18 protein-coding genes are annotated in these 20413 nt (G+C 67.9%); all 18 read right to left on the bottom strand.

The annotated features are described in order from the left end of the window. Positions 1 to 63: 63 nt before the first annotated feature. Positions 64 to 1848 carry a cell division protein FtsZ gene (gene ftsZ, locus MKP08_RS07255; RefSeq protein WP_241553212.1) on the bottom strand — a complete coding sequence of 595 codons (1785 nt, stop codon included), beginning with the start codon at positions 1846 to 1848 and terminating at the stop codon, positions 64 to 66. A gap of 134 nt (positions 1849 to 1982) precedes the next feature. Then, positions 1983 to 3236 (bottom strand): cell division protein FtsA, encoded by a 1254-nt coding sequence (ftsA, locus tag MKP08_RS07250; RefSeq protein WP_215228762.1) that lies wholly within the window; start codon positions 3234 to 3236, stop codon positions 1983 to 1985. Next, positions 3236 to 4129, bottom strand: a complete 894-nt coding sequence (locus tag MKP08_RS07245; RefSeq protein ID WP_241553211.1) for a cell division protein FtsQ/DivIB — start codon at positions 4127 to 4129, stop codon at positions 3236 to 3238. The genes ftsA and MKP08_RS07245 overlap by 1 nt, the downstream gene beginning before the upstream one ends. Then, positions 4110 to 5093: a D-alanine--D-alanine ligase gene (locus tag MKP08_RS07240; RefSeq protein WP_241553210.1), complete on the bottom strand. Its 984-nt coding sequence runs from the start codon at positions 5091 to 5093 to the stop codon at positions 4110 to 4112. Before MKP08_RS07240 ends, MKP08_RS07245 begins: the two co-directional genes overlap by 20 nt. After that, positions 5093 to 6019 (bottom strand): UDP-N-acetylmuramate dehydrogenase, encoded by a 927-nt coding sequence (murB, locus tag MKP08_RS07235; RefSeq protein WP_241555557.1) that lies wholly within the window; start codon positions 6017 to 6019, stop codon positions 5093 to 5095. The genes MKP08_RS07240 and murB overlap by 1 nt, the downstream gene beginning before the upstream one ends. 47 nt (positions 6020 to 6066) lie before the next feature. Continuing rightward, on the bottom strand, positions 6067 to 7473 hold the full coding sequence (gene murC, locus MKP08_RS07230) for a UDP-N-acetylmuramate--L-alanine ligase (protein ID WP_241553209.1): 1407 nt from the start codon (positions 7471 to 7473) through the stop codon (positions 6067 to 6069). Beyond that, complete coding sequence (gene murG / locus MKP08_RS07225) at positions 7470 to 8693, bottom strand: undecaprenyldiphospho-muramoylpentapeptide beta-N-acetylglucosaminyltransferase (RefSeq protein ID WP_241553208.1); 1224 nt, start codon at positions 8691 to 8693, stop codon at positions 7470 to 7472. Before murG ends, murC begins: the two co-directional genes overlap by 4 nt. After that, complete coding sequence (locus MKP08_RS07220) at positions 8690 to 9913, bottom strand: FtsW/RodA/SpoVE family cell cycle protein (RefSeq protein WP_241553207.1); 1224 nt, start codon at positions 9911 to 9913, stop codon at positions 8690 to 8692. Before MKP08_RS07220 ends, murG begins: the two co-directional genes overlap by 4 nt. After that, complete coding sequence (gene murD, locus MKP08_RS07215) at positions 9910 to 11232, bottom strand: UDP-N-acetylmuramoyl-L-alanine--D-glutamate ligase (protein WP_241553206.1); 1323 nt, start codon at positions 11230 to 11232, stop codon at positions 9910 to 9912. The genes MKP08_RS07220 and murD overlap by 4 nt, the downstream gene beginning before the upstream one ends. After that, on the bottom strand, positions 11229 to 12299 hold the full coding sequence (gene mraY, locus MKP08_RS07210; protein ID WP_241553205.1) for a phospho-N-acetylmuramoyl-pentapeptide-transferase: 1071 nt from the start codon (positions 12297 to 12299) through the stop codon (positions 11229 to 11231). The genes murD and mraY overlap by 4 nt, the downstream gene beginning before the upstream one ends. Positions 12300 to 12319: 20 nt before the next feature. Then, positions 12320 to 13786, bottom strand: a complete 1467-nt coding sequence (gene murF, locus MKP08_RS07205; RefSeq protein ID WP_241553204.1) for a UDP-N-acetylmuramoyl-tripeptide--D-alanyl-D-alanine ligase — start codon at positions 13784 to 13786, stop codon at positions 12320 to 12322. Next, complete coding sequence (locus MKP08_RS07200; protein WP_241553203.1) at positions 13783 to 15264, bottom strand: UDP-N-acetylmuramoyl-L-alanyl-D-glutamate--2,6-diaminopimelate ligase; 1482 nt, start codon at positions 15262 to 15264, stop codon at positions 13783 to 13785. The genes murF and MKP08_RS07200 overlap by 4 nt, the downstream gene beginning before the upstream one ends. Further along, positions 15261 to 16991 (bottom strand): penicillin-binding protein 2, encoded by a 1731-nt coding sequence (locus MKP08_RS07195; protein WP_241553202.1) that lies wholly within the window; start codon positions 16989 to 16991, stop codon positions 15261 to 15263. Before MKP08_RS07195 ends, MKP08_RS07200 begins: the two co-directional genes overlap by 4 nt. Then, complete coding sequence (locus MKP08_RS07190; protein ID WP_241553201.1) at positions 16988 to 17515, bottom strand: hypothetical protein; 528 nt, start codon at positions 17513 to 17515, stop codon at positions 16988 to 16990. Before MKP08_RS07190 ends, MKP08_RS07195 begins: the two co-directional genes overlap by 4 nt. Further along, positions 17512 to 18450 (bottom strand): 16S rRNA (cytosine(1402)-N(4))-methyltransferase RsmH, encoded by a 939-nt coding sequence (rsmH, locus tag MKP08_RS07185; protein WP_241553200.1) that lies wholly within the window; start codon positions 18448 to 18450, stop codon positions 17512 to 17514. Before rsmH ends, MKP08_RS07190 begins: the two co-directional genes overlap by 4 nt. Continuing rightward, a complete protein-coding gene (locus MKP08_RS07180) occupies positions 18447 to 18950 on the bottom strand; it encodes a division/cell wall cluster transcriptional repressor MraZ (protein WP_215228774.1) in 504 nt (167 codons plus the stop codon). Before MKP08_RS07180 ends, rsmH begins: the two co-directional genes overlap by 4 nt. Before the next feature lie 316 nt (positions 18951 to 19266). After that, positions 19267 to 20073 (bottom strand): GldG family protein, encoded by an 807-nt coding sequence (locus MKP08_RS07175; RefSeq protein WP_256970023.1) that lies wholly within the window; start codon positions 20071 to 20073, stop codon positions 19267 to 19269. Further along, the gene (locus MKP08_RS07170; RefSeq protein ID WP_241553198.1) at positions 20045 to 20398 is read right to left on the bottom strand and encodes a hypothetical protein; all 354 of its coding nucleotides are present in this window, start codon (positions 20396 to 20398) and stop codon (positions 20045 to 20047) included. The genes MKP08_RS07175 and MKP08_RS07170 overlap by 29 nt, the downstream gene beginning before the upstream one ends. Positions 20399 to 20413: the final 15 nt, after the last annotated feature.

Genomic DNA, 20413 nt, shown 5'->3' with positions numbered 1-20413 from the left:
ATACTACCTGAACGAAGCGGGAACGGGGCGACGGAGACCCGACAAGGCAGGCAGCTCGTCCCGTTACTGGTTGTTCTGCCGCCCCAGGAAGCGCGGAATGTTCAATGAGCCGTCCGAATCGTCGTCATCGCCGTCTGCATCCGCGCGGCTGGCCTTGCTATCTCCAGACCCGCGAGAGAGGTTGGCCATACGCTCGAACAAGGTGCCGCCCCCGCCCGGCGATTTGCGCGGGAGTTCGGGCCGCTCGGATCGCCCACCAGTCTGCTCTCCATCGGCCAGACGCCGACCGCGACGAAGCAGGCCGCCGCGCTCTTCGTCGTCGCCAGCGGCCCCGCCGTCTTCCGCTTCGTCGCCGAGCAGCAATTCGCCACGCTCGTTGCCTCCACGATTGCTATCGCGCGTTCTCGACGCGGGAGATTGGGGCGCACTGTCGGACGAGTGTGGCCGGTCGACTTCGCTGCCCGCCAGGTCGAGCGCTTCGTCGTCCTCAGCCGCGCGGGCAGACCGGTCGTCTTCACCACGTTCGGCGCTGGGATAGCCACCGTCGGAGCCCGGCCTTGCCGCAAAGCTGCTATCGTCCGTCGCGGCGGCCGCGGCGGTTTCTCGTCCGGCAGAGTCGTTGCGCAGATCGGCGAGCGCGTCGCTTGCCAAATCATCGGACGACCGGTCGCCGTCCCGATCCGTATCCTCGTCCGCCGATTCATCGAACCGATCGAAGCGTGGAGCGGGCGATCCGAAGGCAGTCGCACCGCGCTCTTCCCCGCCGCCGGACCTGTCGCCGGCCTCGCCACCGGTCTGCGCACCGCTGCCGGGCGTACGCAGGGGCTGGCTGCTGCCGAAAGCCGCGGCCTGGCGAGGCGGAGCCGCTTCGCGGCGATCACCGACCGAATCGATGCCCGTCGCGACCACGGAAACGCGAATCTTGCCGTCGAGGTCCGGATTGAAGGCCGAACCCCAGATGATGTTCGCATCCTCGTCCACCAGGTCGCGAATATGGTTCGCCGCCTCGTCCACCTCGAGCAGGCGCATGTCCTCGCCCCCGATGATGGAGATGATCACGCCCTTGGCCCCGGCCATCGAGACGCCGTCGAGCAGAGGGTTGGCGATGGCGCGCTCGGCAGCTTCCAGAGCGCGGTTCTCGCCCTCGGCCTCGCCTGTCCCCATCATCGCCTTGCCCATCTCCTCCATCACCGACTTCACGTCGGCGAAGTCGAGATTGATGAGACCCGGCATCACCATCAGGTCGGTGATCGAGCGTACGCCCTGCTGCAACACCTCGTCGGCGAGCTGGAACGCCTCCTTGAACGTGGTTTCGGCCTTGGCGATCAGGAACAGGTTCTGGTTGGGAATGACGATCAGCGTATCGACGTGCTTCTGCAGCTCCTCGATACCCGATTCGGCGGCGCGCATGCGGCGCGTTCCTTCGAACAGGAACGGCTTCGTCACGACGCCGACGGTCAGCACACCCATGCGGCGCGCCGCCTCCGCGATGACCGGCGCGGCACCGGTGCCGGTGCCGCCGCCCATGCCCGCGGCGATGAAGCACATGTTCACGCCCTCGAGCATGCCCTCGATATCGGACAGCGTCTCTTCCGCCGCCGCCTTGCCCACTTCGGGCCGCGCGCCCGCACCCAGGCCGCCTGTGATATCGGGGCCGAGCTGGATGCGCTGTTCCGCGGTCGAATTGTTGAGCGCCTGCGCATCGGTATTGGCGACGATGAAATCGACGCCTTCGACCTCCGCCTCCATCATGTTGGCGATGGCGTTCCCGCCCGCGCCGCCGACCCCGATCACAGTGATCCGGGGGCGCAATTCGTCGCCGGAAGCGGGGCCGATATTGATGCTCATAACGCTGTTACTCCGTCAGTCCGATCGAGGCGGACCCTTGATTGCTTTATTGTGGCACAAACGGCTGGGGCTGTATTGTTATCCAGCCATTTTTCCACAAGCATGTCCACGGGCGGGGGCGATACCCCGCCCGGTCAGAAATAGTCGCGCGCCGCGTGCCAGAGCCGCCGCGCCAGCGCGAGCCCGCCATACCGGGTGGTCTCCGTGAAATTGCCCGAAACCTTGCGAACGTCGATCGGGTCGGCCTCAGCATAGAGGCACAGGCCGGCCAGTGTGGCGAACCCGGGATTGGCCATCGCGTCCGGCATGCCGCGCAGTTCCGGCGCGCGGCCGATGCGGACCTGGCGGCCGAGCGCCCCTTGCGCGAATTCGGCGATGCCCGCGAGTTGCGCCCCGCCGCCGGTGATCACGACCTGCCCCTTCGTCTTCGCAAAGGTATCGTGGCGCAGGATGCGACCGATTTCGCCGAACATCTGCCCCAGCGACTCGGTGATGACGGAGACCAGTTCGGCGCGGTTGACCTTATCGCCTTCGGCCGCATCTTCGCCTGGCGGGTTGACCGGAACCATCTCGCGGTGATCGGTCGGGCTTGCGATCGCCGAGCCCGCGAGGTTCTTGAGCCTTTCGGCCTGGGTCCGGCGGATGCCGAAGGCGGAGGCGATGGCATCGGTGATATCGCCCGATCCCATGCGCACCGTATGCAGCGCCTGCAACAGCCCGCCCGAGAACAGCCCGACATTGACCACGTCGCCCCCGATCTCGATCAGGACCGTGCCGAGCTCGCGTTCCTCCTGCGTGAGGCAGGCATAGCTTGCCGCCACCGGCGAGGCGACGACCCCCTCCACCGTCAGATGCGCGCGCTCGACCGCTTCGCGCAGATTGCACACCGGTGCGGTCTCGGCGAGCATGATATGGATGTCGACCCCCAGCCGCTCCGCATAGAGGCCGCGCGGCTCCGTCGCTCCATGCGCGCCGTCGAGAATATAGCTGGCGGGTTGCGCGTGCAGGACCATGCGCCCGTCGGGTTCGATCGCCTCGCGCGCGGAATAGAGGAGGTGCGCGATATCCTCGTCCTCGATCCGTCGGCCGCCCACCGGCACTTCCACCCGTGCGATCCGGCTGGAAAGTCCGCCTCCCGCGGCCCCGACCCACACGCTGGAGATGCGCGTGTCGGCATTGTCCTCCGCCCGCTCCACCGCGGCGCGGATGGCGTAGGTCGCCGCGGCCATGTCGGTGATATAGCCGCGGCGAACCCCCTGGCTCTGGCGATGGCTGGCACCCAGCACGACCATCTCGCCCGTTTCCGACTGGCCCATGATCATGGCCGAGACCCGGAAGCTGCCGATATTTACGGCGCCGAAGACCCGGGCGATGCGCGGCAGTCCCATCAGTTCGCCTCCCCCAGATCGCCGCGGCCGGGAACGCGCATATAGATGCGGTCGGGCACGCGCATGTCGAACGCCGCGACCTTGCCCCCCAGCAGCCGGTTCTGCCCGTCCATGCGGGCGAAATGGATCAACGCCTTGCTCGCTTCCTCGCGCCCCTGCGGCAGGACCAGCAGCTGGTCGGTGGCGAAAGTCAGGTTCCAGCGCCGGTTGCCGACCCATTCGGCGGAAATCACCTGCGGCTTCAGCGCGGGCGCGGTGTCGAGCAGGCGAGACAGGTTCGCCACCTGCTTCGCCGCACCAGCCCCGGAAACGCGCAGCATGCCCTTGGAATTGGCAGCCGATATCGGCTCCAGCTCCACCCCGTCGCCGTCGATCAGGGTCAGTTTGCCGTTCCGGGCCAGCACCGCATGGGGCGTGCGTTCGACGATGTCGATCACCAGCCGGTCGGGCAGCTGGCGCGACACGCGCGCATCCTCCACCCACGGCATGGCGACCAGATCGGCCCGCAGCGCCTCCAGGTCCACAAGCGGCATCGGCTTGTCCTTCTGACTGAAGGCGGCTTCATAGACCTTCAGCTCGTTCATCCGCTCGACCCCCGTCACGCGGACGTGGCGCGCCTCGAACCCGGCATCGGAAGCGATGGTGGCGAGCTGCGCCTGCGCCAGTGCCGGTACGCCGGCTAGGCTCGCGACCAGCCAGACGAGCATCGCGGCAACGCCAAGGATCAGAAACAGGAAGACGCGGTGCAGCTGCTCTTCCGTGATCGGCAGCATCGCGACGAGGCGATCGACCACCCCCTGCCCCTGCCGCTTCGCGTGCCGGGCGCGCGCGGCGCGTGTCTTGGCCGCGGTCGCGCGGCGGACCCCCTGCGGCTTACGCCCGACCGTGGCCATCGGCCTCCCCCTTCCCTGCGAAGAAGGCCAGCGCATCGGCGATGACGATCTCGACCAGCTCGCCGTAGGAAATGCCGCACTGCTTCGCCTGCTCGGGCACGAGGCTGAGCGGCGTCATCCCCGGCTGGGTGTTGGTTTCCAGGACGAACAGCCCCGCCTCGCCCCGCTCGTCGTCCCAGCGGAAATCGGTCCGGCTGGTGCCGCGACAGCCGAGCACGCGGTGCGCCTGGAGCGCGTATTTGCGGCACAGCTCGGCGATGTTTTCCGGAATTTGCGCGGGGCAGACGTGCTCGGTCATGCCCTCGGTATATTTGGCGTCGAAATCGTAGAAGCCGGACTGCGGGACCAGTTCGGTGACGCTGAGCGCGCGGTCCCCCAATACGGCCGTCGTCAGTTCGCGCCCGCGAATATAGGGCTCGGCCAACAGACGGTCGAATTCCTGCCAGGGCCCCGCCGCGTCGCGCCGGATCGGCTGGCCGTAATTGCTTTCCTCGGTGACGATCGCCACGCCCACCGAGCTGCCCTCGTTGAGGGGTTTCAGCACATAGGGTCGCGCAAGCGGATCGCGCTCGTACAGATCCTCGCTCGCGACGATCCGCCCGCCGGGCATCGGAATGCCGTGCGGGACCAGCGCCTGCTTGGTCAGTTCCTTGTCGATCGCGATGACCGAGGTGGCGAGGCCCGAATGAGTGTAGGGCACGCCCATCAGGTCGAGCATGCCCTGCACCGTGCCGTCCTCTCCCGGAACGCCGTGGAGCGCGTTGAAGACCACGTCAGGCGCCGCCTCGGCGATACGCGCCGCCACCTGCCGATCCATGTCGATCCGCGTCACACGATGGCCCCGCTCCTCCAGCGCCTTGGCGACGCCCTCGCCGCTCATCAGCGAAACCGGACGCTCGTTCGCCCAGCCGCCCATCAGGACGGCGACGTGGAGCTTGGGGAGATCGGTAGCTTTACTCGCCATCACGGCCGCCCCACCCGGCGGATTTCCCATTCGAGGGTCACGCCCGAATTCTCGTATACCTTGCGCTTCACCAGTTCGCCCAGCTGCTCGATATCGGCGCTGGTCGCGTCGCCGGTGTTGATGAGGAAATTGGTGTGCTTTTCGCTCACCTGTGCGCCGCCCAGGGTCAGCCCGCGACAGCCTGCCGCATCGACCAGCTGCCACGCCTTGCCCCCATCCGGATTCTTGAAGGTGGAGCCCCCGGTCCGGGTGCGGATCGGCTGCGACTGCTCGCGCGCCTCGGCGATGCGGTCCATCTCCGCCCCGATCGCTGCGGGATCGCCCGGCCGGCCACGAAAGCGCGCGGCGACCACCACCATGTCGTCGGCCAGCGCGGAGTGACGATAGGTGTATTCGAGGTCCGCCACCGGCAGCGTCAGGAACGCGCCATCATGCGTCACCACGTCGCAGTCGATCAGCACGTCGGCGACCTCGCGCCCGTAGGCCCCGCCATTCATCCGCACGAAGCCGCCCACGGTGCCGGGGATGCCGCGCAGGAATTCCAGCCCCCCCACGCCCGCATCGCGCGCGGTCGAGGCGACGAGCACGCCGTGCGCGCCCGCGCCGCAGGTGACCAGGCAATCCTCGCCCACTTCAACCTGCGCGAAGGCCTTGCCCAGCTTCACCACCACGCCCGGCACGCCATTGTCGCGGATGATCAGGTTGGAACCGAGGCCCAGCGCCATCACCGGCACGTCCCCGTCGAGATGCGCCAGGAACCGTGTGAGATCCTCCAGATCGGCGGGCTCGAACAGCCAGTCCGCCGTGCCGCCGCTCTTGAACCAGACGAGCTTTGCCAGCGGCGCGTCGCGGGTCAGCTTTCCTCGGATCGCGTCGTTGGGCACGATGGCATCGACCGTGCCCTCTACCGACCCGTCCGGGGCCATCCCGTCGTCGTGCATCGCCCAATCGTCGGGCTGGGTATTCCCGCCCCTCATGCGCGCGCCCTCTCGATGGCTTCGGGAAGGCCGGCCGCCCATTTGGTGATGTCGCCCGCGCCGAGACAGACGATCAGATCGCCTTCTTCGATGTCCTGGGCCAGCGCCTGCGCGAGATCACCCTGGTCGCGCACCGTCCGCGCATTGCGATGGCCGCGCAATTGCAGGCCGCCCACCAGCGTCTCCGCATCGACGCCGTCCACCGGGTCCTCACCCGCGGCATAGACCGGGGTAACATAGACGCGGTCGGCGTCGTTGAAGCAGTTCTGGAAGTCTTCCATCAGGTCGCCGAGCCGCGAATAGCGGTGCGGCTGCATCACCGCGAGCACGCGGTTGCCGGTGCTCTCGCGCGCGGCGGCCAGCACCGCTCGGATTTCCACCGGGTGGTGCGCATAGTCGTCGATCACAGTCGCGCCGCCGACGGTACCGACCCGGGTGAAGCGGCGTCGCACCCCGCCGAACTGGCCGAATCCGTCGCGAATGACGCCGTCGCCGCAACCCATCTCGATCGAGACCGCGATCGCGGCAAGCGCGTTCTGCACGTTGTGACGCCCCGGCATCGGCAGTTCGACGTCTTCGATCCGCCGATCCTGTTCCCCCCGCTGGCGCACGATCACGTCGAACCGGCTGCCGCCCTTGTGCGGCTGCACGTTGATGCCGCAGATGTCGGCCTGGAGAGAGAAGCCGTAGGTCACCACGCGCCGGTCGCGGACTTTGCCGATCACCGCCTGCACCTCCGGATGGTCGATGCACAGGATCGCCGCGCCGTAGAACGGGACGTTGTGAATGAAGTCGACGAAGGCGCGCTTCACCCCTTCGAAATCGCCGTAATGGTCGAGATGTTCGGGATCGATATTGGTCACGACCGCGATCGTGCCGTCGAGCCGCAGGAAGCTACCGTCGCTCTCGTCCGCCTCGACCACCATCCAGTCGGAATCGCCAAGCCGCGCGTTGGAGCCGTACTGCTCGATGATCCCGCCATTAATCACGGTCGGGTCGATGCCGCCCGCATCGAGCAGCGCGGCGATCATGCTGGTGGTCGTCGTCTTGCCATGCGTACCCGCGATCGCGACCGTGCTTTTCAGGCGCATCAGCTCGGCCAGCATCTCGGCGCGCCGGACCACCGGCACGCGGTGTTCCAGCGCGGCGGCCACTTCGGGATTGGTCCGCTTCACCGCAGTGGAGGTCACCACCACCGACGCGCCTTCCACGTTCTCGGCCACATGGCCGATCATCACTTCGATCCCGCGGGCGCGCAGCCGCTCGACCGTCTGGCTTTCCGACAGGTCGGAGCCCTGCACCTGGTAACCGAGATTGTGCATCACCTCGGCAATGCCGGACATGCCGATCCCGCCGATGCCGACGAAGTGGATCATCCCGATATCGGTCGGCACGCCCCTCATGCCACGGTGTCCCGCGCAGCTTCGCGACTGGCACCCTGACCCACGGCGACGCCCTGCGACGCGCCGCGCGCATTGTTCGCGCCCACTTTGATCACATCCATCATTTCCGCCCCGCCGAAGCTTTCGACCAGATCGGCGAGGTCCTTCGCCGCGTCGGGTCGCCCGCAATTCCACGCCGCATGGGCTGCGGTGGCGAGCGTCTCGTGCCGCTGGCTCAGCGCCTGAATCTGCTTGGCGAGTGCTTTCGCGGTGAACTCGCTCTGCCGGATCATCCGCGCGCCGCCCGCTTTCACGATCTCCCGCGTATTGGCCGCCTGGTGATCGTCGGTCGCGATCGGCAGCGGGATCAGGATCGCCGGGCGGCCCACCGCGGTAAGCTCAGCGATGGTGGAGGCCCCGGCGCGACCGATGAACAGATGCGCATCGGCGAGCCGCGCCGCCATATTCTTGAAATAGGTGCCGAGTTCGGCGGGGATGTCGTGGCTGCGATAGCGCTCGCGCACCGCCTCCAGATCCTCTGGCCGGCACTGCTGCGTGACCTGCAACCGCTGACGCAGGGCGGTCGGCAGCATGGCGAGCCCGTCCGGCACCACTTCGGACAGGACTCGCGCACCCTGGCTGCCGCCGGTAACGAGCACCTTGAGCAAGCCGTTCTCGGTGAAGGGCGGGAACGGCTCGTCGCGCAGGCTCAGCACCTCCGGGCGCACCGGATTGCCGACCAGTTCCACCTTGTCCCGATGCTGCGCCGGCAGGCGCTCGACCACCGGGTAAGCGGTCGCGATCGCGCGGACATTGCTTGCCATCAGTCGGTTGACGCGGCCCAGCACGGCGTTCTGTTCGTGCAGCACGACCGGGATTTTTTCGGCATTGGCGCCCATGACCGCAGGCAGCGCGGGATAGCCGCCGAAGCCGACGACGGCGCTCGGCTGGAAATTGGTGAACAGGCGGCGCGCCATGGCCCGGCCCTGCAGCACCGCCCCGATCGCCTTGGGCCAGCCAAGCGGGTTCTTGCCGAAGCGACCGGCGGGAATGACATGGACCGGCAGATCGTCCGGCTTGCCCGGAATGGCCGCACCCCGCGCATCGGTGAGGAGCGCGACGTGGTGCCCGCGCGCGTGCAGCTCGTCCGCCAGTGCGAAGGCGGGGATCAGGTGCCCGCCGGTGCCCCCGGCGGCGAGAACGTAATGGCGCGAAGCCCCGGTGCGGGTCGTGCCGGTCATTGCGATGTCTCCCGTGTCGCGAACAGGGCCCGGAGCCCCTGCGTCTCCCGCGTGATGAAGGGGTTTCGCCGCGTGAGCGCGAGCAGCAGCCCGACCGCCAGACATACCGCGATGGTCGACGAACCGCCATAGCTCACCAGCGGCAGCGTCATACCCTTCGACGGGAAAAGCCGCAAATTGACGAGGATGTTGATGAAGGCCTGTCCGCCGAGCTGCGTCACCAGCCCCGCCGACGCGAGCAGCGCGAACAGGTTTTCCTCCTCCACCAGCCGCACCAGCACGCGGGTGACGATGGCGAGATAGAGCGCCACCACGATGGCGCATACGATCAACCCGAATTCCTCCCCGATGACCGAGAAGATATAGTCGGTATGCGCTTCGGGCAGCTGCATCTTGCGCAGCCCCAGCCAGAACCCCGTGCCCGACCAGCCGCCCGCCAACAGGGTCCGCTGCGCCAGGTCCACCTGGTCGAATGCAACGCCCCCGCCGAAGAAGGAATCGATCCGGTGACGAGCGTTGTCGTAGAACAGATAGGCGAGGCCGAGCGCGCCCATGCCGCCGCCGATAAACGCGCCGACCCGGATCAGCGGCATGCCGGAAAGCGTCAGCAGCACCAGCCACACCCCGCCGAACAGGATGGCATCGCCCAGATTGGGTTGCAGCATCAGCAATCCGCCGACCAGCACCATCAGCCCGGTCGCCACGCTGAGCACGGGGAGATTGGGATCGCGCAACCGCCACGACAGGACCCAGGCGAGCAGGATCGCGAAGCCCGGCTTCAGGAATTCCGACGGCTGGAAGCTGAAACCCAGATTGATCCAGCGCTTCGCCCCGTTGACCTCGTAACCCAGCACCGGAACGAAGACGAGGGCGCCCAGCATCGCCACGGCCAGCACGATGCCCAGCCGGCGGGCATGCTCGCGGTCGAGGAAGGACGCCCCGATCATCGCGCACAGGCCCAGTATCTGCCAGCGCAAGTGCGCCCAGAAGAAATAGAGGTCGGGCAAGGTGACTTCGCCGCTGGACAGACGCCGCGCCGATGCAGGGGAGGCCGCCGCGACCGCGATGCTGCCCATCGCCATCAGGCACAGGACGAGCGCCAGCAGGACGCGGTCGATCTCGCGCCACCAGATTTTCACTTCGGACCAGCGCCCGGTCGCGCGCCGCACCGGTGCACCGGCGCGCGCGGGGCTGCCAGGAACATAGGGCCGCGAGTTCATGCCGCGTGGTCCCCGCTGCCGCCATCATTCAGAATGGCGTCGACCAGCTGGCGGAAATGATCGCCGCGCTGCTCGTAATCACGAAATTGGTCGAAGCTGGCGCAGGCGGGCGAGAGCAGCACGACGTCGCCCCGCTTCGCGTTCAGAACCGCGCGGCGCACCGCCTCGCACAGCAATTCGCAGCGGTTCACGGGTACGCGGCCTTCCAGCAACTCCGCAAACCGCGGCCCCGAATCGCCGATGGTGTAGGCGGCGGCGATGTTTCCGAGATGCTGCTCGCACTCGCCCAGCCCGTCTTCCTTCGCCAGCCCGCCGACGATCCAGTGCACCCGCGGCTCCGGGTCCGGGGGCCACGCGGCGAGCGCGGGGGCGGCGGAGGCGGTGTTGGTTGCCTTGCTGTCGTTGAGATAGACTACGCCCGCCTCCTCGCGCACGAACTCCATCCGGTGCGGCAAACCGCGGAAGGTTCTGAAACCTGCCCTTAGCTGTTTCTCGCTCACACCCAGCCAACGACAAACATATCCGGCGGCGGCAAGGTTCTCGAGATTATGCGGACCTTTCAGCGCGGCATAATTATCGAGGCTATCAAGATGCGGCGTAACGTCACTGAGAAGGGTGTGCGGATATCGCTCATATTGATCCATCGCCGCTTCAGTGCTCGTCGAGATCACCCCGTAGTGATCTTCGCTTTGCATCGCGAAAAGCCGACCCTTGCTCGCCGCATAGGCTTCGAAATTCTCGTACCGGTCGAGATGGTCGGGCGTGATGTTTAGCAGCACCGCCACATCGCAGTCGAGCGTGCGCGTCAGGTCGATCTGGTAGCTCGACAGTTCGAGGACATAGACCCCGCCTTCGGGTAAGGGATCGCCTTCCAGCACTGGAATGCCGATATTGCCGCCCATCCGCGTCGGCACACCCGCGGTCTGGAGGATGTGATGCACCAGCGCGGTGGTCGTGCTCTTGCCATTGGTGCCGGTGATGCCGACCACCTTGTGCGACGGCAGCGTGGGGCGCGCCTGCGCGAACAGCTCGATATCTCCGATCACCGGCACGCCGAAGCTTTGCGCGCGCGGGCCGATCGGGTGGGTGTTGAGCGGCACGCCGGGCGAGACCACCACGCCGTCGAACCCTGTCAGGTCCTCCACCAGCGGGTCGCCGATGCGGGCGCGCCCGGCCAGCTTCTCGCGCGGTTCGTCCTGCCGGTCCCAGGCGAGGACCTCCGCCCCGCTCGCGAGCAGCGCCTCAGCCGTGGCCATGCCCGATCGGGCGAGGCCGAGGACGGCGAAGCGCTTGCCGGACCAGGTGGGGTTCGTGATCATCGCAGCTTGAGCGTCGCCAGCCCGATCAGCGCGAGCACGATGGCGATGATCCAGAACCGGATCACGACCTTGCTCTCGCTCCAGCCGAGCTGCTCGAAATGGTGGTGGACGGGGGCCATGCGGAACACGCGCTTGCCCGTCCGCTTGAACCAGAAAACCTGGATGATGACGCTGAGCGCCTCGAACACGAACAGCCCGCCGACGATGGCGAGCACGATCTCGTGGTGGCTTGCCACCGCAATCGCGCCCAGCGCCCCGCCCAGTGCGAGACTGCCGGTATCGCCCATGAACACAGCGGCCGGAGGGGCGTTGAACCACAGGAAGGCAAGCCCCCCGCCCATGATCGCGGCGCAGAAGATCGCCAGCTCGCCCGCACCCGGCACATGCGGAATGCCGAGATAGCTCGAAAAGTCGGCACGGCCCGCGAGGTAGCAGATGATGGCGAAGGTGCCCGACGCGATGATGACCGGCATGATCGCGAGGCCGTCCAGCCCGTCGGTCAGGTTCACCGCATTACCCGCCCCCACGATTACCACCGCGGCGAAGACGTAGTAGAACGGCCCCAGCGGAATCGCCTGGTTCGATACGAAGGGGACGTAGAGCCAGGTGCTGATCTGGCTGACCACGATGTAGCTCGCGATCCCCGCCACGATGAATTCCAGCAACAGGCGAACCTTGCCCGAAACGCCGCGGTGGCTGTTCTTCGTCACCTTGTCGAGATCGTCCATGAAACCGATCGCGCCGAAACCCACGGTCACGGCGACGCAGGCCCAGACGAACGGGCTGGACAGGTCCATCCAGATCAGCAGGCTGAGGATCAGCGAGAGCAGGATCATCAGCCCGCCCATGGTGGGCGTGCCGCGCTTCGCCAGATGCGTCTGCGGCCCGTCCTCGCGGATCGGCTGCCCCTTCCCCTGCCGCACGCGCAACAGGTCGATCAGCCGCGGGCCGACGATCAGGCCGATGACGAGCGCGGTCATCAGCGTCGCGCCTGCGCGGAAGGTCTGGTAGCGAACGAGGTTCAGCGGTCCTGCGTAATCCAGCCAATCGGCGAGCAGATAGAGCATGCGGCCTTCCCGGCTCCCCTTCAGTTGCGGCGGGTGAAGTGGTCCACCAGCCTGCCGAGCCCGACCGAGTTCGACCCCTTGACCAGGATCGCGTCCCCCGGGACGAGGCCGTATTCCTGCAGCGCGGCTATCGCCTCGGCCGGACCTTCGCAATGGGCGAAGCCGTGCGTGGGCGGAAGGGGGGTGGCGGTCGGTTTCCCCAGTTCGCGCGCGAGGGGGAGCATTTCCTCGCCCACCAGCACCGCGAAGTCGACCTGCGTCGCGCGCAGCGGCTCCGCCAGCTGCGCATGGAAACCATCCGAAAAGTCGCCCAGCTCCTTCATGCTGCCGAGCACCGCGATGCGGCGACCGGCGGGCGTCTGGCCGAGTTGCGCCAACGTTGCGCGCATGGAGGCAGGGTTGGCGTTGTAGCTTTCGTCGATCAGCAGGGCCTTGCCGCCCGGCACGCCGATCTGGTGCCGCGCGCCGCGCCCCTTGAGGCCGCCCATCTCCGCGAGCGCGAGGCCCGCGGCGGCCAGGTCGCCGCCCGCCGCCTTCACCGCCGCCAGGACGGCGAGCGCGTTCGACACCCAATGCCCCCCCGGCTCCGCGACCGAGCAGCACAGCCGCGTATCGCCCACCTGCGCGGTGATGAGCGAGCCGCCATTCGCGGCCGGGATCGCATCGAGCAGGCGCACGTCCGCCCCCGCCCCGCGCCCGAAGGCCATGACCCGCGCGCCGATCTCGGTCGCGTGATCACGCAGCCGCTCGAAATGCGGGTTGTCGAACGGGATGACCGCGACCCCGCCCGGTTCCAGCCCGGCAAAGATCTCCGCCTTGGCATCGGCGATCGCCTCCTCGCTGCCGAGGTTCTCGATATGGGCGGGCGCGATGGTGGTGACCACCGCGACATGCGGGCAGACCTGCCGGGTCAGCCCGGCGATCTCGCCCGCATGGTTCATGCCCATCTCGAACACGCCGTAACGCGCGCGGGCGGGCATGCGCGCCACACTGAGCGGCACACCGACATGATTGTTGTAGCTGCGCACCGAACGATGCGCCTGCCCGCGGCTGGAACGGTCCAGCGCGGCGAAGATCGCCTCCTTCACGCCGGTCTTGCCGACCGACCCGGTGACGCCGATCCGCTTCGCATCGGAGCGCGTCCGCGCGGCGGCGGCAAGGGCGTGGAGCGCGGCGGTGGTATCCTCCACCAGCACATGCGGTCCATCGACCGGGCGATCGACCAGCGCGGCGGCAGCTCCGGACGCAAAGGCTTTCTCGACGAAACGATGGCCGTCCATCGCATCGCCTTTCAGCGCAACGAACAGGTCGCCCGAACGCACATCGCGGCTGTCCATCTCGACCCCCGCGCACTGGAACGCGGTGCTGGCCGTGCCCCCGGTAGCGGCGGCGATCTCTTCCGACGTCCACAGCGCCAGGCCGAGCCGGTCGCGTGCGACGCGCGGCCACTGGCGCAGGGCGGGATGCGGCTGGCGCAGCGCGTTCATGCCTCGTCTCCCGACCCGGACGCACATTCGCGCGCCACCGTCACATCGTCGAACGGCAATATCTTCATATCGTCTCCCGAGCCCACGATCTGGCCCTGTTCGTGTCCCTTGCCCGCGATCAGGACGATGTCGTCCGCGGCGGCCATCCCGATCGCGGTCGCGATGGCATCGCGTCGGCTGCCGATCTCGCGAATATCGCCATCACCCGCTCCGGCCAGCACCGCCGCACGGATCGCGGCTGGGTCCTCTCCACGCGGATTGTCGTCGGTAACGATGGCGATGTCGGAAGCGCGCGCGGCGACTTCGCCCATCGGGGCGCGCTTGCCGGTATCGCGGTCGCCGCCCGCGCCGAAGACGGTGATCAACCTCCCGTTCACATGCGGGCGAAGCGCCTCGATCGCGGCCTCCAGCGCTTCGGGCGTATGGGCGTAATCGATATAGACCGGCGCCCCGTCGCGCGTGATGACCGCGCGTTCGAGCCGCCCGCGCACCGGCTGAAGCCGCGCGACCTCGTCCCACACGCGGGCCGGGTCCGTACCCGTCGCGATGGCGAGCCCCGCCGCGACGAGCGCGTTCGACACCTGGTATGCACCGATCAGCGGCAGGCGCAGCTTGCGCGTTTCGCCTCCGGTTTCGAGCGTCAGGTCCTGCCCGAGCTGGGTCGGCGATCGATCGACCAGGCGGATGTCGCTGCCGTCCGCGCCCACGGTAAACGGCTTGAGACCCCGCCGCTGCGCATGATCGATCGCGCGTGCGCTCCAGTCGCCGCCATCGGTCCAGATCACCGCGCTGCCGCCATCGACCACCACCTCGTCGAACAGGCGCATCTTGGCCGCGAAATAATCGTCCATGTCGACGTGGTAGTCGAGATGGTCGCGGCTGAGATTGGTGAACGCGGCCGCCGCGACGGGCAGCCCTTCGTTGCGGTATTGCGACAGACCGTGGCTGGACGCTTCGTAGGCGATGTGCGTCACCCCCTCGCGCGCCAGCCCGCTGACATTGGACAGGAAGGTCACGATATCGGGCGTTGTCAGCCCGGTCGAAACGCTCTCGTCGGGCGTGGTGACGCCCAGCGTGCCGATGCTCGCCGCGCGCTCGCCCGCCATGCGCCACAGCTGGCGCGTCATCTCCACGGTGGAGGTCTTGCCGTTGGTCCCCGTCACCGCGACGATGGTATCGGGCACCGGCTTGAAGAACTGCGCGGCCAGCAGCGCGAAGGCGCGGCGCGGATTGGCGTCGGCGAAGTGGAATGCGCCCTCGACCCGCGCCTCCGGCCGGGCGACCACCGCGATCGCGCCGCTCTCGATGGCGGAAGGGATGAAGTCCTCTCCATTCACCTTCGCGCCGCGAAAGGCACCGAATACGGTACCGGGGGCGACCTTGCGATGGTCGATCGCGAAGCCGGTGACGTTCTTGCCCCCGACGGGATCGTCGGCAAGGTCGAAGCCGGCCTGATAGGCGAGATCGGCGAGTTTCATTCGGCCGCCACTCCCGCTTCCGGCACCATCGGGCGCAGGTCGGAGATATCGACGTCGCGAGTCTCGTCGGGCCGCACGCCGAGCAAGGGGCCGATGCGCGGCACCAGCCGCCCGACGATAGGGGCCGCGTTCCAGGCGGCGGTGCGCTGGTAGGAACTCGCCAGCGTGCCCTTCGGCTCGTCCAGCATGGAGATCACGACATAGCGTGGATGATCCATCGGGAAGGCCGCCGCGAAGGTCGAGATCAGCAGCTTCTTCTGATAACCGTGCGCGCCCGGCTTCTCCGCCGAGCCGGTCTTGCCGCCGACGCGATAGCCCGGCGCGTCGGCGCTGCGGCCGGTGCCGTACGAGGTGATCATACGCAGCAACTGGCGCATGCGCGAGCTGGTCGATTCCTTGAACACCCGCCGTCCGCGCGGGGCGTGGCCTGGCGCAACCTTGTACAGGGTGGCCGGACGCCAGATCCCGCCATTGACCATCGCGGCGTAGGCGCTCGCGAGGTGGAGCGGCGTGACCGCGATGCCGTGGCCGAACCCGACCGTCATCGTGCGCAGGCGGGGCCAGTCCTTGCCCGGCCAGATCGGAAAGCCCTTCGCCGGCAGTTCGATATAGGGCCGCTCGTTCATGCCCAGGTCGATCATGGTCTGGCGCAGCCTGGTGCTGCCGATCTGGTCGGCCAGTCGCGCGGTCACCGTGTTGGACGAATGGATCAGCGTTTCGGGAATGTTGAGCGTATTGCCCATGCTGTGGCTATCGTGAATGGTGAAGCGCCCGACGCGCAACGGCGTCGCATCGTAACGCTTGCCGAAATCGCGCACGATGCCCGCATCGATGGCGGAGGCGACGGTGATCGGCTTGAACGTCGATCCGAGTTCGTAAACCTGGTTCGTCACCCGGTTGAACATGTTGTCGACGCCCTGCTGGTCGAGATGGTTGGGATCGAATTCGGGCAAAGAGGCCAGCGCCAGCACCTCGCCCGTTTCCACGTCGAGCACGATGCCCGCCGCGCCCTTCGCCTCGACCGAGCGCATCCCGCGGCTCAGCTCGTCCTCCAGCGCGCCCTGCACGCGCATGTCGATCGACAGCGCCACCGGCGCGCCTCGACGCGCGGGGTCGGACAGGCGATCCTGCAGCACCTCTTCCATGCCGACCTTGCCCTTGCCGTCGGCACCGACATAGCCGAGGACGTGCGCGGCCATGGAGCCTTGCGGATAGTAGCGGTCGGCCTCCTCCGGCAATTCCAGCGCCAGCTCGCCGATGTCGAACACCCGGTTCGCTTCCTCGGGCAGAACGTGTCGGCGCAGATAGCCCCGCTTGCCGGAGGCGAGCCGCCGCGCGACCACCGCTTCGTTCAGATCGGGGAAGATCGCCTTGAGCTCGCGCGCGACGAGCTGGGGCGAGCGCACCAGCGGCGCGCCGTCCTCGCCCAGCGCCTCGGGATTGAACCACAGCGCGCGCGCGGGATAGTTGCGCGCCAGCGACATGCCGTTGCGGTCGACGATTTCCCCGCGCGGCGGCAGCAACGCCTGTTGCAGGTTCATCGGACCGCTGCCTGCGCCGCTCATCCCGAAGAACACGATCCGCAACAGCGCGATCAGCGCCAGAACGGCGAACCCGCCCGCCACCATCAGCACGCGCATCTTGGCCGTCAGGACCGCGATCCGCCGGTCGGCGACGATCCGCGACCGGCCGTAGGTGATGGGGGGATCGATGGCGAAGGCGTTCACTGCGCGATCTCGGCCCCCGGCTGGAACGAGACGCCTGCCGCCAGGCGCTGACCCAGCGAACCGCGCACATCTGCGGTCAGCGAGCGGCCGCTTTCCTTCTCGCCCGCAACCTCGTCATCCTTGGCCGCGAGTTCGGCGATACCGGTCAACGGATTTACCATCGCGGGAAGCTCGCCCTCGTCGATCGCGCGGGCGACGCGGATCGGGCTCGGCGCGCCGGGGCCGGGCAGCGAACCCAGGCTCGCCAGCTGGCGTTCGTTTTCTAAATACTGGTCGGCGCGCGGTGCCTGATAGCCGAAATCGACCGCGTTCCAGTCCGACAGCTGGCGCTGGTTGGAACGGGTCTCGAACTCGGTTTCGAGGCGGGAGGTCTCGCGTTCGAGCGCGACGATCTGCCGCTCGGCGCGAACGACCTCGCTCTTCACCGTGCGCACCTGGAAGGTAAGCGCCAGGAACAGGGCGAAGGTCGCGCCCAGGACGACTGCCCAGCCCAGGCGGCGCAGGCGGCTACCACCGATCATCATGCGGCCTCCTTGCGTGCGGGAATGTCGGTGCGCACCGCGCTTCGCAGCGTGGCGGAGCGGGCGCGGGGGTTGCGCACCACCTCCGCCTCGCCCGGCCGCACGGCGCGCGAGACTTGCGAAAAGACGGCCGGCGGCTGCTCCTGGAGGGGGAGGTGTCGGGAGCCGCCGCCGGTCGCTTCGGAAGCGTCCTTGAGGAAGCGCTTCACGATCCTGTCTTCGAGCGAATGGAAGCTGACCACCGCGAGCCGTCCGCCGGGCCGCAACAGCGTCTCGGCGGCGGCGAGGCCGTGGCGCAATTCGTCGAGCTCGGCGTTCACATGGATGCGGACCGCCTGGAAGGTGCGGGTCGCCGGGTCCTTCGGCGCGCCGGGGCGATACCCCAACGCCTTGCGCACGACATGGGCCAGTTCGCCGGTGGTCGAAAGCGGACGGGCGGCGACGATGGCGCGCGCGACGCGACGCGACTGGCGTTCCTCGCCATAGGTGTAGAGCACGTCGGCGATCGCGCCCTCGTCGGCGGCGTTGAGGAAATCGGCGGCGCTTTCGCCCTCCTGGCTCATGCGCATGTCGAGTGGGCCGTCGGCGGAGAAGGCGAAGCCCCGCTCCCCCTGGTCCAGCTGCATGGAGGAAACGCCGATGTCGAACATGATCCCGTCGACGCTGGCGATGCCGGCCTCGGCAAGGGTGCGCACCATGGCGGAAAAGCGTGCGGGGTGGAGCGCCAGCCGCTCGCCGAACTCCGCCTCCATCGGGGCGGCCGCGGCGATCGCATCGGGATCGCGGTCGAACGCGTGGACCTGCGCCCCGCGTTCGAGCACGGCGCGCGTATAGCCGCCCGCCCCGAAGGTCGCGTCGACGATGACGTCGCCCGGTTGCGGATCGAGCGCCGCGATCACCTCGTGGAGCAGCACGGGAATATGCGGGGACGCGCTCACTTGCCCTTCCCCTTGCCCTTGGCGGAAGCTTCGGCGACCAGCGCGGCACAGGCCGCCTTGGCGGCGGCGAATTCGTCGCCCATGCGCGCGATCTCGGCCGGGTTCCACGCGGTGAAGAACCGGCCCGCGCCCTGGAAGAACAGCCCGTCCTCGATATCGGCGAGATCGCGCAGATAGTCCGGCATCACGAAGCGGCCGCTGTCGTCGAAGGGGATGGTGGCGAAGCCGTTCAGCTGGAGCGAACGCTGCTCGCGGTCGAAGTCGCGCCCGAACTTGAACGCCATTTCTTCCTCGCGGTCGAGCTGCGCCTCGAATTCGTCCATGCGCGAAAGGCCGAATCCGACGAGGCAATTCCAGCGGTCGTGCTTGGTCAGGCACAGCGTGCGGCCATCGGAGGAGAGTTTGACGGCGTTGCGGAAGGCAGGGGGCAGCACGAAGCGCCCCTTGTCGCCTGCAGGCGAATAAGCCTGTCCGCTAAACCCTCTGAACCCCTCGGCCACGTGCCCCTACACCCCAGGAAATTGAACGCCTCCCTCGGACATCGGCACGACTTCTCCGCTGTCGCCCGCGCGATATCGCGAGCGACCTGCCCTTGTGGCAGCGCAAAGCACGTCGGCCTGTCCGTTGGCATTTCTTGTTACCGCGTGCCCGCGCGGGATTAAAGGGGAAATCTGGTTTTTTTACGGGATTACGCGGTAAGTAACTGTTTTATATAGTCATTTTCGCGAAACGTGTCCCGCTATGCCTAACAGAACCTTTACGGCACCCCTGGCGGCAAATATCGGAATTCCGGGGTGTCGGAAGACTCGTATTGGATCACGGTGCAGCCGTTCCCGCGTTATCCCCGCTTCCGTCCCGTGCCATCCCCACCAGTTCCCGCAGCGCCTTTGGCGACTCGGGTGTCTCGAATCCCGCCTCCAGCAGAGTCGCATCGGCGACCGCCACGACGCGCCCCGTTCCGATGCGGCAATCGGCCATCAGATCGCCCGCCTCCAGCACGCAATCCGCGCTGGCTCCCCCGGCCGGCTCCCGCTTGGCGAAACGCCCCGCGCTGGCCGTGGGAATGATCGCACCGGCCACCTGCACTTGCGACACGCGGGGGTCGTGACCTGGCGGGAGAAGCCGCAGGCCCCAGCGGGCCAGGATCGGATCGAGCAGCGCGACATCCTGCGGCCGGCGCGGATCGCCCAGGGGATAGGCGGTTTCGCCCGACAACAGAGGGTCGGCGAAGACCAGAACGTGGCCGCCCCCGCGCACCCAGTCGTCCAGCGCGACGTTCTCCGGGCCGGACAGGGCGCGCGGCTGCGCGAGGACGAGGGTATCGATCCCCTGCAACGCCGCCGCGTCCAGCGCATCTACGGGCACCAGCCGATAGGATCGTTCGAGCGCCGCCCGCGCCCAGTGCGACTTGTCCGGGTCTCCGCCGAGTGCGGACAGTGCGCCGCCCTCCGGCCAGTAGATCGGCAGTGTGGACACGAGGCCGAGCGTCGGACGCGTCGCCGGCGGCCCATCGCGCTGTGGCAATTGCGCAGGCTCCGCCGGCCCGCAGGCCGACAGGCAGACCGCCAGCATCGGGCCGAACAGCGCGCGCAAGCTAGGTTGCGGTGGAAGAAGGCGCGGCATCGCCCGCTTCCGGCAGGACCGGGCCATCGGGCACCGGGCTCTCGTCCGCCTTCTTCGGCAGATCGGGGACGACGCCTGCATCCGCCAGCGGATCGTTCTTCTTGCCGTCGCTTTCGGCCACGGTCTGGACCGCTTCGGGCACCGCGGCATCGTCCGTCTGCTGGGCCCGGTCGGTGACGACGGTGGCAACGCCGATGGAAAGGATCATCGCGCCGAGGCCGAGCAACCCGACCTGCAGGCGCTGCATCGCCTCCCCGCGCGAGCCGCCCAGCGGGGCCGCGGCAATGCGCCCCTCACCCTTCCTGCGTTTTCCGACCAGCGCCATGGCGTGATTTCTACG

It is taken from the genome of Erythrobacter sp. LQ02-29, from assembly GCF_022576075.2.
Classification (GTDB): Bacteria; Pseudomonadota; Alphaproteobacteria; order Sphingomonadales; family Sphingomonadaceae; genus Alteriqipengyuania.
Note: the sequence above shows the minus strand (reverse complement) of the source record. Positions and strands in the feature narration are given on the sequence as shown.

Excerpts from the sequence above, each read along its gene's own strand:
- ftsZ (WP_241553212.1), bottom strand. The coding sequence starts at position 1,848 with ATGAGCATCAATATCGGCCCCGCTTCCGGCGACGAATTGCGCCCCCGG.
- ftsA (WP_215228762.1), bottom strand. The coding sequence starts at position 3,236 with ATGGGACTGCCGCGCATCGCCCGGGTCTTCGGCGCCGTAAATATCGGC.
- MKP08_RS07245 (WP_241553211.1), bottom strand. The coding sequence starts at position 4,129 with ATGGCCACGGTCGGGCGTAAGCCGCAGGGGGTCCGCCGCGCGACCGCG.
- MKP08_RS07240 (WP_241553210.1), bottom strand. The coding sequence starts at position 5,093 with ATGGCGAGTAAAGCTACCGATCTCCCCAAGCTCCACGTCGCCGTCCTG.
- murB (WP_241555557.1), bottom strand. The coding sequence starts at position 6,019 with ATGGCCCCGGACGGGTCGGTAGAGGGCACGGTCGATGCCATCGTGCCC.
- murC (WP_241553209.1), bottom strand. The coding sequence starts at position 7,473 with ATGAGGGGCGTGCCGACCGATATCGGGATGATCCACTTCGTCGGCATC.
- murG (WP_241553208.1), bottom strand. The coding sequence starts at position 8,693 with ATGACCGGCACGACCCGCACCGGGGCTTCGCGCCATTACGTTCTCGCC.
- MKP08_RS07220 (WP_241553207.1), bottom strand. The coding sequence starts at position 9,913 with ATGAACTCGCGGCCCTATGTTCCTGGCAGCCCCGCGCGCGCCGGTGCA.
- murD (WP_241553206.1), bottom strand. The coding sequence starts at position 11,232 with ATGATCACGAACCCCACCTGGTCCGGCAAGCGCTTCGCCGTCCTCGGC.
- mraY (WP_241553205.1), bottom strand. The coding sequence starts at position 12,299 with ATGCTCTATCTGCTCGCCGATTGGCTGGATTACGCAGGACCGCTGAAC.
- murF (WP_241553204.1), bottom strand. The coding sequence starts at position 13,786 with ATGAACGCGCTGCGCCAGCCGCATCCCGCCCTGCGCCAGTGGCCGCGC.
- MKP08_RS07200 (WP_241553203.1), bottom strand. The coding sequence starts at position 15,264 with ATGAAACTCGCCGATCTCGCCTATCAGGCCGGCTTCGACCTTGCCGAC.
- MKP08_RS07190 (WP_241553201.1), bottom strand. The coding sequence starts at position 17,515 with ATGATGATCGGTGGTAGCCGCCTGCGCCGCCTGGGCTGGGCAGTCGTC.
- MKP08_RS07175 (WP_256970023.1), bottom strand. The coding sequence starts at position 20,073 with ATGCCGCGCCTTCTTCCACCGCAACCTAGCTTGCGCGCGCTGTTCGGC.
- MKP08_RS07170 (WP_241553198.1), bottom strand. The coding sequence starts at position 20,398 with ATGGCGCTGGTCGGAAAACGCAGGAAGGGTGAGGGGCGCATTGCCGCG.